General features: G+C 69.0%; 15 protein-coding genes and 1 tRNA gene. 5 read left to right on the forward strand and 11 right to left on the reverse strand.

From position 1 onward, the window contains the following. The first annotated feature begins 6 nt into the window (after positions 1–6). Positions 7–80 (forward strand) — tRNA-Val (locus ACSE4D_RS17975). On the opposite strand, the gene ACSE4D_RS17980 is transcribed toward ACSE4D_RS17975, so the two are convergent. The 6 genes from ACSE4D_RS17980 to ACSE4D_RS18005 form a co-directional block, all read right to left on the reverse strand. Next, positions 40–1,740 (reverse strand): recombinase family protein, encoded by a 1,701-nt coding sequence (locus tag ACSE4D_RS17980; protein ID WP_436327144.1) that lies wholly within the window; start codon positions 1,738–1,740, stop codon positions 40–42. The genes ACSE4D_RS17975 and ACSE4D_RS17980 overlap by 41 nt on opposite strands. 200 nt (positions 1,741–1,940) lie before the next feature. Continuing rightward, a complete protein-coding gene (locus ACSE4D_RS17985; RefSeq protein WP_127363245.1) occupies positions 1,941–2,192 on the reverse strand; it encodes a hypothetical protein in 252 nt (83 codons plus the stop codon). Further along, positions 2,192–2,803 (reverse strand): hypothetical protein, encoded by a 612-nt coding sequence (locus tag ACSE4D_RS17990; RefSeq protein WP_436326338.1) that lies wholly within the window; start codon positions 2,801–2,803, stop codon positions 2,192–2,194. Before ACSE4D_RS17990 ends, ACSE4D_RS17985 begins: the two co-directional genes overlap by 1 nt. 15 nt (positions 2,804–2,818) lie before the next feature. After that, on the reverse strand, positions 2,819–3,280 hold the full coding sequence (locus tag ACSE4D_RS17995) for a single-stranded DNA-binding protein (RefSeq protein WP_436326339.1): 462 nt from the start codon (positions 3,278–3,280) through the stop codon (positions 2,819–2,821). A gap of 77 nt (positions 3,281–3,357) precedes the next feature. After that, complete coding sequence (locus tag ACSE4D_RS18000) at positions 3,358–5,085, reverse strand: TraM recognition domain-containing protein (RefSeq protein WP_436327145.1); 1,728 nt, start codon at positions 5,083–5,085, stop codon at positions 3,358–3,360. Between the two features lie 59 nt (positions 5,086–5,144). Beyond that, on the reverse strand, positions 5,145–5,660 hold the full coding sequence (locus ACSE4D_RS18005; protein WP_436326340.1) for a hypothetical protein: 516 nt from the start codon (positions 5,658–5,660) through the stop codon (positions 5,145–5,147). A 183-nt stretch (positions 5,661–5,843) separates the two neighbouring features. Here ACSE4D_RS18005 and ACSE4D_RS18010 point away from each other — a divergent pair, with 183 nt between their 5' ends. Then, positions 5,844–6,125 carry a hypothetical protein gene (locus ACSE4D_RS18010; RefSeq protein WP_244223317.1) on the forward strand — a complete coding sequence of 94 codons (282 nt, stop codon included), beginning with the start codon at positions 5,844–5,846 and terminating at the stop codon, positions 6,123–6,125. After that, positions 6,125–6,523, forward strand: coding sequence for a tyrosine-type recombinase/integrase (locus tag ACSE4D_RS18015; protein WP_244223311.1), 399 nt, complete (start codon positions 6,125–6,127; stop codon positions 6,521–6,523). Before ACSE4D_RS18010 ends, ACSE4D_RS18015 begins: the two co-directional genes overlap by 1 nt. Here ACSE4D_RS18015 and ACSE4D_RS18020 read toward each other — a convergent pair. Beyond that, the gene (locus ACSE4D_RS18020) at positions 6,500–7,204 is read right to left on the reverse strand and encodes a DsbA family protein (protein WP_127363249.1); all 705 of its coding nucleotides are present in this window, start codon (positions 7,202–7,204) and stop codon (positions 6,500–6,502) included. The two genes, ACSE4D_RS18015 and ACSE4D_RS18020, sit on opposite strands and share 24 nt — an antisense overlap. Before the next feature lie 43 nt (positions 7,205–7,247). Beyond that, positions 7,248–7,568, reverse strand: coding sequence for a thioredoxin family protein (locus tag ACSE4D_RS18025; protein ID WP_436326341.1), 321 nt, complete (start codon positions 7,566–7,568; stop codon positions 7,248–7,250). Positions 7,569–7,650: 82 nt separating this feature from the next. On the opposite strand from ACSE4D_RS18025, the gene cmtR reads away from it, so the two are divergent. Next, complete coding sequence (cmtR, locus tag ACSE4D_RS18030; RefSeq protein ID WP_127363251.1) at positions 7,651–8,025, forward strand: Cd(II)/Pb(II)-sensing metalloregulatory transcriptional regulator CmtR; 375 nt, start codon at positions 7,651–7,653, stop codon at positions 8,023–8,025. Further along, positions 8,022–9,992: a heavy metal translocating P-type ATPase gene (locus tag ACSE4D_RS18035; RefSeq protein WP_127363252.1), complete on the forward strand. Its 1,971-nt coding sequence runs from the start codon at positions 8,022–8,024 to the stop codon at positions 9,990–9,992. The genes cmtR and ACSE4D_RS18035 overlap by 4 nt, the downstream gene beginning before the upstream one ends. A 178-nt stretch (positions 9,993–10,170) precedes the next feature. On the opposite strand, the gene ACSE4D_RS18040 is transcribed toward ACSE4D_RS18035, so the two are convergent. The 3 genes from ACSE4D_RS18040 to ACSE4D_RS18050 form a co-directional block, all read right to left on the reverse strand. After that, on the reverse strand, positions 10,171–11,640 hold the full coding sequence (locus tag ACSE4D_RS18040) for an ATP-binding protein (protein WP_127363253.1): 1,470 nt from the start codon (positions 11,638–11,640) through the stop codon (positions 10,171–10,173). Next, positions 11,637–12,122, reverse strand: coding sequence for a hypothetical protein (locus tag ACSE4D_RS18045; RefSeq protein ID WP_127363254.1), 486 nt, complete (start codon positions 12,120–12,122; stop codon positions 11,637–11,639). Before ACSE4D_RS18045 ends, ACSE4D_RS18040 begins: the two co-directional genes overlap by 4 nt. 133 nt (positions 12,123–12,255) lie before the next feature. Further along, the gene (locus ACSE4D_RS18050; protein WP_127363255.1) at positions 12,256–13,224 is read right to left on the reverse strand and encodes a hypothetical protein; all 969 of its coding nucleotides are present in this window, start codon (positions 13,222–13,224) and stop codon (positions 12,256–12,258) included. Positions 13,225–13,288 lie beyond the last annotated feature (64 nt).

Genomic DNA, 13,288 nt, shown 5'->3' on the forward strand with positions numbered 1-13,288 from the left:
GCAGTGGGGCCTATAGCTCAGTTGGCTAGAGCATCTCGTTTACACCGAGAGGGTCGGGGGTTCGAGTCCCTCTGGGCCCACCCAAGGCACAAGGCTCGAACCCTTGCCCAACGAATCGTTGGCAAGGATTCGGGCCTTCTTGCTGTCCTGTGCCCAGTTGAGGGCGTTGCCGTTGATCTTGGGGTCCAGCAGCATCTCGTACGGGCGCTGGTACTCGACGCGGAGTTCGTCGTCTTCCTCGACGTAGACCTTGGTGAAGAAGGCCTGGTTGCACAGGCGACGGTTGGTGTCGTCGCAGCGGGCGTAGATGTCGGCGCAGTTGGCCAGCAGGTTGAGCGCGTCTTCGAGGTGGGCGCGGGCGTCGGCGTACTCGCCGTGGTGGGCGTCGATACGGCGGGTCACCTGGTCGAGCTCTCCGAGGATGCGGTCCTGCTCCCGTTTGAGCAGAGCGAGCGGGATCGCGTCGGCGTAGTGCGCTTGGAGGAGTCGTTCCTGCTCGCCTTGCAGCCGGTCGCGATTCGCGGTGAGCTGGCCCAGTTCGTCGGTCTCCTCGGCCATGAGCCGGTCGAACTCGTGGTGCAGCATCCCGCCGAGCGCTTCGCGGTGCGCGGGCGTGATCTGAACGCGCTCGTAGTACCGCTCGATCATCTGCTCGACGTCCTCGATGAGGATCGCGCCGCGGGTGCAGTTGGTGCGCTTGGAGTGCCGGCCGGAGCAGACGAAGTAGGGGTAGACGTTGCCGTGACGGTTCTTCGCGTTCGAGACCATCAGCCGTGACCCGCAGGCACCGCAGAACACGGTGCCTTTCAGGTAGTGGTCGTGGAGCTGGGTGGCTTCGGCGGCAGACTTGTGCGCGGTGAGCACCGACTGCACTTGGTACCAGACCTCGGGCGGTACGAGTGGTTCGTGGCTGCCGGCGTAGCGGGTGCCGCGGTAGATCACGTCGCCCTTGTAGTAGGGGTTGATCAGCATCCGGTGCACCGAGGACACCGCGAGGGGCTTGCCGGGCCGCTTCGGTGTGGGCACGCTGGTCAGCCCGCGGGAGGTGAGCTCGTCGTGGAGCTGGCTGACGGTCCAGTTGCCGGAGGCATAGGCCTTGAACGCCCACTGGATCATCGGGGCACGTTCGGGGTCGAGTTCGACGGTGCGCGCTTCGCGACCGAGCTCGTCGGTGGTGCGGATGTTGAGGTACCCGATGGGGGCCTTGCCGACGGTGCCGCCGCCGATGGCTTTCTGGGTCATGCCTTTGGTGACCTCGGTGGCGAGGTTGCGGGAGTAGAACTCCGCGATGGAGGACATGATGCCGTGCAGCAGCATCCCCGAGGGCGTCTGATCGATGTTCTCGGTGGCGGAGACGAGCATGACCCCGGCCTGTTGGAGGGCCAGGTGGATCGCGACGTCATCGCTGCGGTTGCGGGCGAGCCGGTCGACCTTGTGGACGATGCAGTAGGCGACCTTGTTGGCTTTGACGTACTGGATCATCCGCATCAGGTCGGGCCGGTCGGCGGACTTCGCGGACGCTCCGGCGTCGATGAACTCCTCGACGATGACCGCTCCGAGCTGTTCGGCCTTGCGGTTGTTCGCCTCCCGCTGGGCGGGGATGGAGAACCCCTCGTCGGTTCCTCCGCGTTCGGCCTGTTCGCGGGTGGATACGCGCAGGTAGGACACGGCCAGGGCACCGTCGGCGGGTGGGTCAACGAGGCTGCGCACCGGGTCGGTGCGCGGGGATGTGGCGTTCATGGGGTCCTTCTCTCACGATGGATCGGACCTCGCGCCCAGACGGATTGGGGCCGTCTGGCGGGTGCTGATCGTGAGAGGAACCCCGCTGCGGGGGTTCTAGGACTCGGCCGACAGGTCGACCACGTAACGCTTGCCCCGCCCGATCCGGGGTGGGGGTTTGGGACCACAGCACGCCACGCTGCACGCGAGGCTTGCCAGACTCATTCTACCGTTTCGCCGCTGGCCGGTCGATGGCCGTCGGCGCCGGGTGCGGCCACGGCGGCGTCGCGGTAGGTGTCGGGCGGTTCGGCGGCGCGCCGGTCGATGCGGGACTGTCCGGTTTCCTGCATGGTCAGTCGGATCAGCACTTCGCAGAGCTTGTGCAGGTCGGGGGCGTCGCGGTGAACGGGGCGCACTGAGAACGACCGGTCCTCGTAACGGCGCCGGTTGGTCTTCTTCACATAGCTGCCCATCAGTCGAGCACCTCCCCGGTGGCGGGGTCGGCGCCGGCGAAGAACGCGTCCTCGGCGGCACGGCGCTCGGCGACCTGTGCGGCGACGTAGTCCACGAAGTCGCGATCGCGGTCGGCGACGAACACGTCCTCGACCGGGTCGGCGGGGTCTTCGCCAGGCCAGGTGGTCTGCCGGGTGGGCCGGTCGCGATCCAGACGGGTGCCGGAGGCGGCGACCCATTCGCGCAGCCGCTGGCGGGCGTCGGCGAAGTCGCGGTGCCACCCGAACGGTGCGGACCCGTCTTGTTCGGGGTGGTAGGCGCACAGCCAGTGCACATGCAGGCTGGAGAGTTCCCAGACCAGTTCGTCGTGGCGGTGCCAGAACGGCGGGATCACCGATGCGGGCAGCCCGTATGTGCGGCGCAGCGTCTCGACCCACCGATTGAGTTCGTACCACTCCTCTTCGAGCGCGTCGGCGCTCAGCAGGTACCAGTTCACCGGATGCGGCGGGCCAGCATCCTGCTCATCCTCGTTCTCGGTGTCGTAGTCGTCGTCGCTCAGGTCGATGTCGTCGGGAAAGTCCTCGGGCTGGGGCTCGTCGGGACCGGGTGCGGCGGGAGTCTGATCAGTCATGGTGGTCCTCCTGCCTCACATGCCCATCGCCGGCGCGGAACGGGCCTGCTGAGGTTCGGCGGGCTCGAATCCGGGCGCTTGACGCTCAGTGGTCGGACGCTCTGCCGCGGTGCGGCGAGGGGTGCGGTCGACCTCGTAGCGGGTGCGGGCGGTGTCGTGCCCGATCCGCTTGGCGATGAACTCCTCTTCCCCGGCGACCATCGCTCCGTCGCGCTCGTACTCCGGTGTGCGGGTGTAGCCCTCGGCGATGAACTTGTCACCCTTGGCGAACCGCTCGTGCGCGCGCTGCGCCGACCGGCCGAACATCACCATGTTGTGGTACGTCGTCTCCAACTGCGTGAACGACCCATCGGCCTCGCGACGGTAGTGCTCCTGCCCGAACCGGGCATAGAACCGGGAGTCACCCTTGGCGGTCTGACTCAGCTGCGGATCGGAGGCGATGAACCCCGAGGCCGAGGTCTGGGTATGCATGGACATGACTGGCTCCTGTGCTCAGGCAGCCCCTACTCGTTGGTGGCCGCTGTGGCAGGCAGGTGCACCCCAGCCGCCCTGGGCTACCGAGAACCAGCGGGGCGTTGGAGCAGGTTCTCGATCTCGCCGCGATCCGCCTTCAGCTGGGTCCCGTCGGCGCGGGCGGGCCAGGGCTGGAGGTCGGTGACGATGGGCGGGGCGGCACGCAGCAAGGTGACGGCGGTGCCGAACGGGAGGGTCCGCAGCCGGTCGGGCGGGAAGATCGCCACCCGCCGCACCGAGCGTTGATTGCTCCTGGTGCCGTGGTCACCGAGCGTGATCGCATCGGTGTATTCATCCCGTTCGCCGATCAGGGTGGACAGATCTTGGAGGTCCTTGCTGTTGGAGGCGCCGCCGAGGATGATCTTCACGATCGAGGCGTCCCAGATCGCGTTCGCCTGGTTCTCCGACCACTTGTCACGGGCCTGGGCGAGGGATTGCAGGACCGGCAGGCAGGTGATGCCGGTGCCGCCACCTTCGGCCATCAGCACCGGCAGCGACGGCAGGGGCGCGAGGTTGGCGATCTCATCGAGCGCGAGCAGCACCGGCGGATCGAGCCGGGCTCCCGGCGAGCGGGCGGCGATCCGGCGGGCAGTCTCCACGAGGTCTTCGACCAGGGCCGCCACCAACGCCGCCGATGCCCCAGCCCCTGCGCCGGTGGCCAGCAGGAACAGGGTGCCCTTGTCCCGGACGAACGCTTCGGGGTCGAAGTCCTCACCGGGGCCGGGGCTGACGGCATCGAGCACCCGCGGGTCAGCCAGGGCGCCGAGCGCGAGCGAGACGCCCTGCCAGATCGAATCCCTGGTGCGGGGGTCGGCGTCGATCATGGATTCCAGCGAGTCCGCCCACCCGGTCGCCGCGCCCGGGTTGTTGGTGAGGATCGCGACTGCCTCCGCCGCCGCCGCAGGGTCGAGCGTCCACCGGAACAGCTCTTCCGGGGAACGGTGGTCAAGGGCTGCGGCGTGCAGCAGGGCCTGGAGCGCGGTCCTTGTTTTGCCTTCCCAGAACCCGCCGGACTCGACCCCGCCCGCGGACAATCCGGTGGCCGAGGCGAGGCCGGTGGAGCGGATCATCGCGGTCAGCGGATCGGCGCAACCGCGGATGGGTGACCAGCGCATCCCCGCCGGCACCCCCTCGGCCAGGCGTTGCGGGTCGAACACCGCGACCGGGCCGACGCGTTTCCGCGCCCGCAGGCAGGCGGTGAGGTTGTCGGGTCGGGTGCTGGTCGCGATGACCGCTCCGGGGGCGTCGAGGATCGCCGGGATGACCACGTGCAGACCCTTGCCGGAGCGAGGCGGTCCGATGAGCAGGATCGAGTCCTCTACCGATGCCCAGACCTCCCGGCCCCGACTCGTGCCGATTCGGTACCCCACGTCCGCCGGCACCGGCTTCTCTACCGAGGGGCGCAGATTCCCGGCGCGCTTCAGCAGCGCCGACGGCGAGGCCGTAGTCGCCACTTCGTGGCGGGTCGCGATTCCGGCGGTGGTGTGCGGGTCGGTGGCGACCTTGCGGGAATGCCGTCGCAACCGCCCCCACACCCAGCAGCCCCCGGCGACGAGCGCGGCGAGCATCACCGCCGCGACAGCCCAGTAGGCGAACGGATGGAGCCCGGCCGCGTCGAGCGCGGCGGCGGGGTCGCCGGGACGGAACAGCACGCCCACCCCGGCGGCGGGACCGGCCTCGGGCTGGGTGGTGCCGGTGAGGAATGCGGCGACGCTGCCGGCGGCGCGCAGGATCAGTGCGAGGCCGAACAGTCCGACCAACCCGATCATGGCCGCGTTGGTCAGCTCGTCGCCGAAGCTGCCGGTCTGCCGTCCCTGCGGTGCGGTGCTCACCGCAGGCTCCGGGTCACGACGGTGCCGGAGGTGCGCCCGAGGAGCATCACCTCACCCGCACCAGTGACCTGCGCTGGGTCGAGCAGGGCGCGGGCGGTGCCGTCTCCGGTGGCGTCGGTGTGGGAGACGATCAGGCAGCAGGCCACGTCCTCACCGGGCACGAACCCGTCGCCGGTAACCTCGACCAGCGCCGGCGGGGCCGGCTTCTCCTTTCTCCGCTTCGGCGCCGACTCGGGGGCGACGGGCCTGCGAGGCGGCCTGGCGGGCAGGAGTTCGGTGAAGCTGGTGCCGTCGGCCTCGTGCACCTCGACCCGCACGGGCACCGCACGGTCGTCGCTGGCGTGGTCGATGATCTGCGGGAATGACGCCCGCGACCACGACCCCTCTGTTGGCGGGTGCGGGGTGCCGTCGATGGTCACGCTCATCGACCCATCGGCATGGATGTCGAGGATCACGGTGCGCACCTGCACCGGCACAGGCTCAGACAGGGGCGAGATGGTGTGTCGTCTCATGCCGCCCAGGTGCACCCGATACCCCCGGACGTGCCCCCGGGTTTCGCCGTGGCTGACGAACGTTCGACCTCAGTGACGAACCGTCAGAAATCCTGAATATGCGAACTTCTAGACGTTTATCTCCATGCACTCAAGTTCCTCTTGACGCCCTGGCCGTCTGAGCGGCGTGCTTTGGCCCAGGAGGTGACGACCGGCGCGAGGAAGTACCTGCCGGCAGCCCGCGATTACTTCGCCGCGTCGCTGTGGCGGCGGATGGGGCTGCGGATCAACAAGTCGGTGATGCTCGACATCCGGGACGGGCGACCCGATCTGGGCGAGTTCGGCAAGCTGCATGTGCGCTTCGGGAAAGGTTCGAGCCGCGACTGGTGCCAGCGATCAACGGCGCCGACCAGCTCATCGACTGGTGGCTGGCCGACGTCCGGCACCAGTTTGGCGACGACTGGCAGAACCCCGACGCGCCGCTGATGCCGTCTGAGCGGTTCGATGACGAACTCGGCCGGTGCGGGCGGATTGGTCACAACTCGCTGCGACGGGCGCTGAGGAGCCAGACCGAACGATGCCTGCCTGCGTGGGCGGACCGGCTGACGACGCATGTGCTGCGGCACTACTGCGCTACGTCGCCGTATGGGGCCGGGATGGACTTGAAAGCGCTCCAAGAGCTGCTGGGTCATCAGTGGCTGGCGGCGACATCGGGCTATGTCCATGTGTGCCACAAGCATGCGAAGTCCCGTGGCGCAACGCGAATCAGCGGGTCGAGGCCCGCCTTACAGGGGAAGGGTGAGAAGCCCGTGAAGTGGAACTTGCGGATGAGAGCCGCCGAACGGGGCATCTTGCCGGTCCTACTGGTTGAGTGCTGCGTCTAGCGCGTTGGGCAGGTCCTCGGGGCTGGTGAGTTCGAGCTGTTCCCCGTCGAGGAAGAAGGTTGGGGTGCCCGAGACGTTCAGTGCGCGACCGGCGTTGAAGTCTTCTTCGACGCGTTCCTGCGTGGCTGGGTCCGCGACCGCTTGGTCGTAGGCGGTCATGTCGAGGCCGAGGGTTTCGGCGTAGCCTCGGAACCGTTCCGCTTCGGAGGTTTGCCCTTCGCCCCACTCGGCCTGCGTTTCGAACATCATCCGGTACATGCCCTCGAACTGGTCCTGCTGGGCGGCGGCCTCGACTGCGATGGCAGCGTTCATCGAGTTGAAGTGCCCCTGGAGGGGGAAGTAGCGCACGACGTAGTTGATCTGCCCGTCGTACTGCTCGCGGATCTGTTCCATGTACGGGTAGAACGCGCCGCACGCCTCGCACTCGAAGTCCAGGAACTCCACCAGCGTCGGCGCATCCGCTCCGACCTCGTCGAGGTAGTGCGCGTTCTCCGAGAGCGTGCGCGCCGCCCCTGCACCTTCGGGCAATGCGACCGGCTCGGGCCGGTTCACGACCACAATGACGATCGCGACGGCGACCAGTGCGATGACCACCGCGATCGAGATGAGCATCGCCTTCATCGACGTGCTCAGTCGTCGCCACCAGGACGTGGACGGGGCAGCGGGCGCGGGCAGAGTCATTCGGGGCTCCTTGTGGCGGGGTGGGATGGACGGGAGGCGGGCACTACTGCGGCTGTGCCGAGCGGGCACGGATCGCGCTGGCAAGTTGCGCTCGACTCGGGTATCCAGCGACGCCGGTCTCGGTGCGATAGATGCGGCAGGCGAGAGTGCCGGTCGGCACGGTCCCCGGGACCACATCGACACCGTCGATGAGCACGGTCGGCGAGCCGGCGAACGCGGTCGCCGCGGCATCCGCGGGTGACGTCACGCGGCGCTCGATGACCGGGACCGCCGCAAACCCGAGAGACGCCAGGGCGGCTTCGGCCTCATCGATGGCGATCCGCGAGTTCGGGCAGTCATCGATGCTCAACACTTCAATACGCACAGCGTTCCTTTCACCCGGATTCACCTCTTCCACTATACGTCACCACTTGCTGACCAGTCACCGAGGGATGTATGGTCAGCGCATGCTGACTCTTGCTTCTCGTGTGGACGTGATGAACCGTCTCGGGCGGGCGATGGCCGACCCCACTCGCTCTCGTATCCTGCTGTCGCTGCTGACCGGACCGGGGTATCCGGCGAAACTCGCCCGGGAGCTGGAGCTGTCCCGTACGAATGTGTCGAACCATCTGGCGTGTCTGCGCGGGTGCGGGATCGTGGTCGCCGAGCCCGAGGGGCGACAGACCAGGTATGAGATCGCGGACCCGCATCTCGCGGCGGCGTTGACCGCGCTGGTGGATGTGACGCTCGCAGTCGACGAGCAGGTCCCGTGCCTCGACCCCGCCTGTTCGGTGCCCGGCTGCTGCGACACCGCCGCCATCGGCGTGGAGGGTGCCTCGTGAGCGACGACTGCTGCGCCCACGACGCCGCGCCTGCCGCATCTATCGGGGAGGAGGCAGACGAGCCGTCGCGGGCGTGGTGGCAAGACCCGGGCATCCTGATCCCGATCTTCTCCGGTGTCGCGTTCCTCACCGGCCTGATCCTGGAATGGACGGGACAGGACACCGCGGCGCTGGTCGTGTTCTGGGCGGGTCTGCTCCTGGGCGCGTACACCTTCGTGCCCGGCGCGATCCGCGGCCTGGTGATGCGGCGGAAGGTCGGGATCGCGCTGCTGATGACGATCAGCGCGATCGGCGCGATCATCCTCGGCTACGTGGAAGAAGCCGCCGCGCTCGCATTCCTGTACTCGATCGCCGAAGCCCTGGAAGACAAGGCGATGGATCGTGCCCGCAGCGGCCTGCGCGCCCTGCTGAAACTTGTACCCGACACGGCGACCATCCGCCGCGACGATGCGACGGTGGAGATCCCAGCGACCGAGCTGACCGCCGGGATGATCCTCGTCGTCAAACCGGGTGAACGGGTCGCGACCGACGGCATCGTGCAGACGGGCCGGTCGAGCCTGGACACCTCCGCGATCACCGGCGAGTCGATCCCTGTCGAAGTCGCCCCCGGCGACGCGGTGCCTGCTGGGGCGATCAACACCGCCGGCGCGCTCGAAGTGCGCACCACGGCAGGCGGGGCGGATAACTCGCTGACCACGATCGTCGAACTCGTCGAGCAAGCTCAAGCCGAGAAAGGCGAACGGGCACGCCTGGCCGATCGCATCGCGAAACCCCTCGTGCCTGGTGTCATCATCCTCGCCGTCCTCGTCGGCGTCCTCGGCTCCCTCCTGGGCGACCCGGAGACATGGATCACCCGCGCCCTCGTGGTCCTGGTCGCGGCGAGCCCGTGCGCGCTGGCGATCGCGGTGCCCGTCACCGTGGTCTCCGCGATCGGCGCGGCGAGCCGGTTCGGTGTCGTCATCAAGAGCGGTGCCGCGTTCGAACGCCTCGGCACGATCCGCCACCTCGCCGTCGACAAGACCGGCACCCTCACCCGCAACCAACCCACCGTCACCGCCGTCGTCACCACCCCAGACGCAGATGCGAGCGAGGACGAGGTGCTCGGGCTGGCCGCGGCGATCGAGCAGCACTCCACCCACCCCCTCGCGACCGCGATCACCACAGCCGCATCCCAGATCCCGGCTGCGACCGATGTGATCGAGGAAGCCGGACACGGCATCTCCGGCATCATCAACGGCCACCGGATCACGGTCGGCAGCCCTCGCTGGATCGCCGCCGGTCCACTCGCCGCCGACGTGGAGGCGATGGAGGCCGCTGGGCAGACCTGTGTCCTCGTCACCCGCGACGACACGCTCATCGGCGCGATCGGGGTGCGCGACGAACTCCGCCCCGAAGTCCCCGACGTCATCCAGGCCCTGACCGGGCAGCAGGTGGCGGTGTCGATGCTCACCGGCGATAACACCCGCACCGCCGATGCTCTCGCCGCCCAGGCCGGGATCACCGACGTGCACGCCGAACTTCGCCCCGAGGACAAAGCCCGCCTCGTCGCAGCATTCGCTGCGGAACGGCCGACGGCAATGATCGGCGACGGCATCAACGACGCCCCGGCCCTCGCCGGTGCGACCGTCGGGATCGCGATGGGAGCCACCGGCTCCGATGCGGCGATCGAGTCCGCCGACGTCGCGTTCACCGGTCACGACCTGCGCCTCATCCCGCAAGCCCTGCATCACGCCAAGCGCGGACGGGCGATCATCAACCAGAACATCGTCCTGTCCCTCTTGATCATCATCGTGCTGCTCCCGCTCGCGATCACCGGCACGCTCGGTCTCGCCGCGGTCGTCCTGGTCCACGAAGTCGCCGAGGTCATCGTGATCGGCAACGGTCTCCGCGCCGCTCGCACACGCCGCACCACACTCCCCGGTCAAGCGACCGCCCGGGAACCAGTCAGCGCGACTGCCACCCGGTAACTCCCCGGAACGAGACGAGCGTGCCCGCGCTCCAACACGCATCGGGTCTGGGTGCCGGCCCTCGCCCGGCATCGAGCGATCCGGTTCCGCGAACCCGAACCACGAGATAGCCTGAACGGGCATCAAGTACTCAAGTTCCCGCGAAAACCTTCAATATTCTGACGAACTTTTAAGCTTTTCAGCCCATGCGGGCGGTGGTGTCGAACAAGTCGTACTCGTCCGGGTGGAGCTGATGCTGGACCACGAAGGAGCGGTCCTTGATTCGCCACAGCCCCTGCCCGGTACCGAGGGTCGGCAGGAGTTCGCGTTCGGTGCCGGTTAGCCCGAGCGTCTTGGCGGTGCTGCCGAGCTGGTCGGATTCTTGCCGGTAGATGATCCGCGATTCTGCGTTCGCCAGCAGACTGTTCGCGAGCGAGCGCATCGCAGACCCTTGGTCCCCGACGTTCTCCAGGTCGGTCAGTTTGTGGAAGATGAGCATGTTGCTGATGCCGTAGGCGCGGGCGAGCCGCCAGTGCGCATCCATCCGTTTGAGCAGCGCCGGCTCCGACATCAGCCGCCAGGCCTCGTCGTAGATGACCCAGCGCTGCCCGCCGTTGGGGTCGAGCAGCGCCGACTCCATCCACGCGCTGGAGCAGGTCATCAGCACCGACACCAGGGTGGCGTTCTCGGTCACCCTGGACAGGTCCAACGACACCATCGGCAACGTCGGATCGAACTGTTCCGTCGACGGCCCGTCGAACAGGCCGGACAGATCACCGGCGACGAGGCGGCGCAGCGCGTGCCCGACCATCCGCCCGTCCTCGGCGAGCCGCCCGTCAGGATCATCCGAGGGGCTGAGGAGGTGGTCGACGATCATCGGCAGGATCGGCACCTCGTTCTCCCGCACCGTCTGTGCCAGCGCCGCATCGATCGCGGTGTGCTCCAACGGCGACATCGGCCGGGTCAGCACCGTCTCCGTCAGCGCCCCGATCAGGTCACGACGCCGCGACGCCACCGTGCTCGCCCATTCGGCGTCGCTCAGCCCACTCGGCCGGTATCCCTCATCGAGGGGGTTCAGGCGGGTGTGGAGGCCGTGGCCGAGCTGGATCGCCCGGCCCCCGACCGCCCGCGCGATCTCCGTATGCTCCCCCTTCGGGTCACCCGGCACGTAGACCCGGCGTCCGAACGGCAGCGACCGCGTGTACAGCGACTTCGCCAGCGACGACTTGCCACTACCGACGATCCCCGCCAGTACGACATTCGGTGCGGTGATGATCCCGGCCTGATACAGCACCCACGGGTCGTACACGAACGACGCCCCGGAGTAGAGGTCTTGCCCGACGAACACCCCCTGGGAGCCGAGGCCCCCTTCGGCGAGGAACGGGTACTGCGCCGCCAGCGTCGCCGAGGTGTCCTGATGGCGCGGTAGCCGGAACCGGCCCGGCGACCGCAGCGCCGCCGGCCCAGGCTCACCGGCGGCGGGCAGGTACTGGGTGGCTCTGCGCTCGGCACGCTCCGCGGCGGCTTTCGCTTTCGCGGCGGCGATTTCCTGTCGGCGCTGTTCGGCCTGCAGCCGGGCGGCCGCGTGGCGGCGCTGTGCGCGCAGCCGGCGCCGCTCCGCGGCCGGGGCGATGAGCACCGCGGTGTGCAGGCGTTCCTTCTCCCTCACAGTCCCCGCCCCCGCCCACGATCGGCACCGGAACGGGGAGCGGGAGGGGCGAACCACGAGCGATCCGGCCCGGATGCTCTCGCCCGCTGGGCCTGTTCCCGTCGGGAGCGGCGGGTCGGCCGCTTGTGCGGCGCCGGCTCAGCCGCCTCGGTTGCGGCAGGCACCGGCGCCGTTATCGCGAACCGATCCGGGGCCGCGGCCACCCTTGCGGCCCGTGCCGCGCGGGTCAGCCCGGTAGCGACCGCATCCAGAGCGGTGCCGGCCTGGTGGAGGTCATCGGCGGCAGCGAGAGCAGCAGGATCGCCGCGTCCCGCCTGTGCGGCGGTGAGCTGGTCGAGCACCTGCCGCATCGCCGTCGCCACCTCGCGCAGGTCGGCGATCACCGGGCCGGTGGCGGGCAGGTCCTCGGCCGCGGCGAGTGCGCGCAGATTCCGGGCGGCCTCGGCGGCGTAAGCGGCGGGATAGTAGGAGATCGTGGGCATGAGCAGCCTCCCAAGAAGCAGCGGCGGACAGGGATGTGGCTCAGGTGCACCCGCCCCGCCCCGGGGGCACGCAGTGGTGCCGCCGCCCGATGCCCGGGGCGGCGGCACCAACCATGCGCAAGACTCCCGGGGGTCAGAGGCCGAGTCCGCGGTCGCGGCGGACGGCCGCGACACCGGGATGGGTGAACCAGGACCCGTCGGTCGCCGAGGCCGCCGCGCTGCGCTCGGACACCTTCCCGGTCTCCTTCCGCCCGCGGGCTGCGCTGCTTCCGGAGGCACGCGCTGACCGCGCCGACCCACGCCCCGCTGCGGCGCTGGCCCCGCCTGCCGCGGTCGCGGCCCCTGCCGCACCACCCGCGCTCGGGATAGTCGGAGCGGTCGGTGCCTCGGGTGCGGGTGTGTCAAGGCGGTCTTCGGGCGGGATCGGGTGCTGACGGTAGAGGCCGACATGCCCGAGGTCGTGGTTGTAGGTCAGCACATAGTCGCTGTTGCTGGCCTGCCTGTCCGCGGCCCCAACGGGCACGGTGTCGTAGACGTAGCCGTTCTCCATCGCCGCCGCGGTCGTCTCCTCGCCGAAGTCCCAGCTGGCGAGGTACTCGATGGCGGCCTCGGGGCCGTCGCGGTCGATCAGCCACAGCACCGTGTCGGCCTCGCCGCCTTGAACGAAGACGATATTGACCCACCGCGACTCCCGCGACTCGGCCCCTGCCGCGTCTGGTTGGACGGTCTCTGCTTCCACGGCATTGGTGGTGGGTGCGGGGTGCCAGGCGATCCGTCCGGCAGCCTGCATGGCGGCGTTGAGCTGATCCTCGACGGCATCGAGGGAGGCAGCCGCGCTGGCGAGCTGATCGGCCGTCACCTGGGCATCGCGGATGCCGGCGGCCGGGTCGCCGGCCTCATCGAGGGCGCGGCCCTCGTGACGGCGATGCCGCTGCGCGAGCTGCTCGATGGATTGCTGCATGGAACGCACCCCGGCGAGCAGGTCGCCGATCACCCCGTAGGCATCCTCGGGATGCTCGAAGTGGCGGCTGGCATGCGCCAGGCCCCGCAGGGCCTGCGAGGCCTCTTCGGCGTCGGCGACGGGATCGTAGAACGTGGGCATGAGCGTCCTCCCCAGACGATGGATGGATGATCGGTTGCTCCCCAGGTACGCGCTCTGCCGTCCG

Source organism: Brevibacterium sp. FAM 27836 (assembly GCF_051351055.1).
Lineage (GTDB): Bacteria > Actinomycetota > Actinomycetes > Actinomycetales > Brevibacteriaceae > Brevibacterium.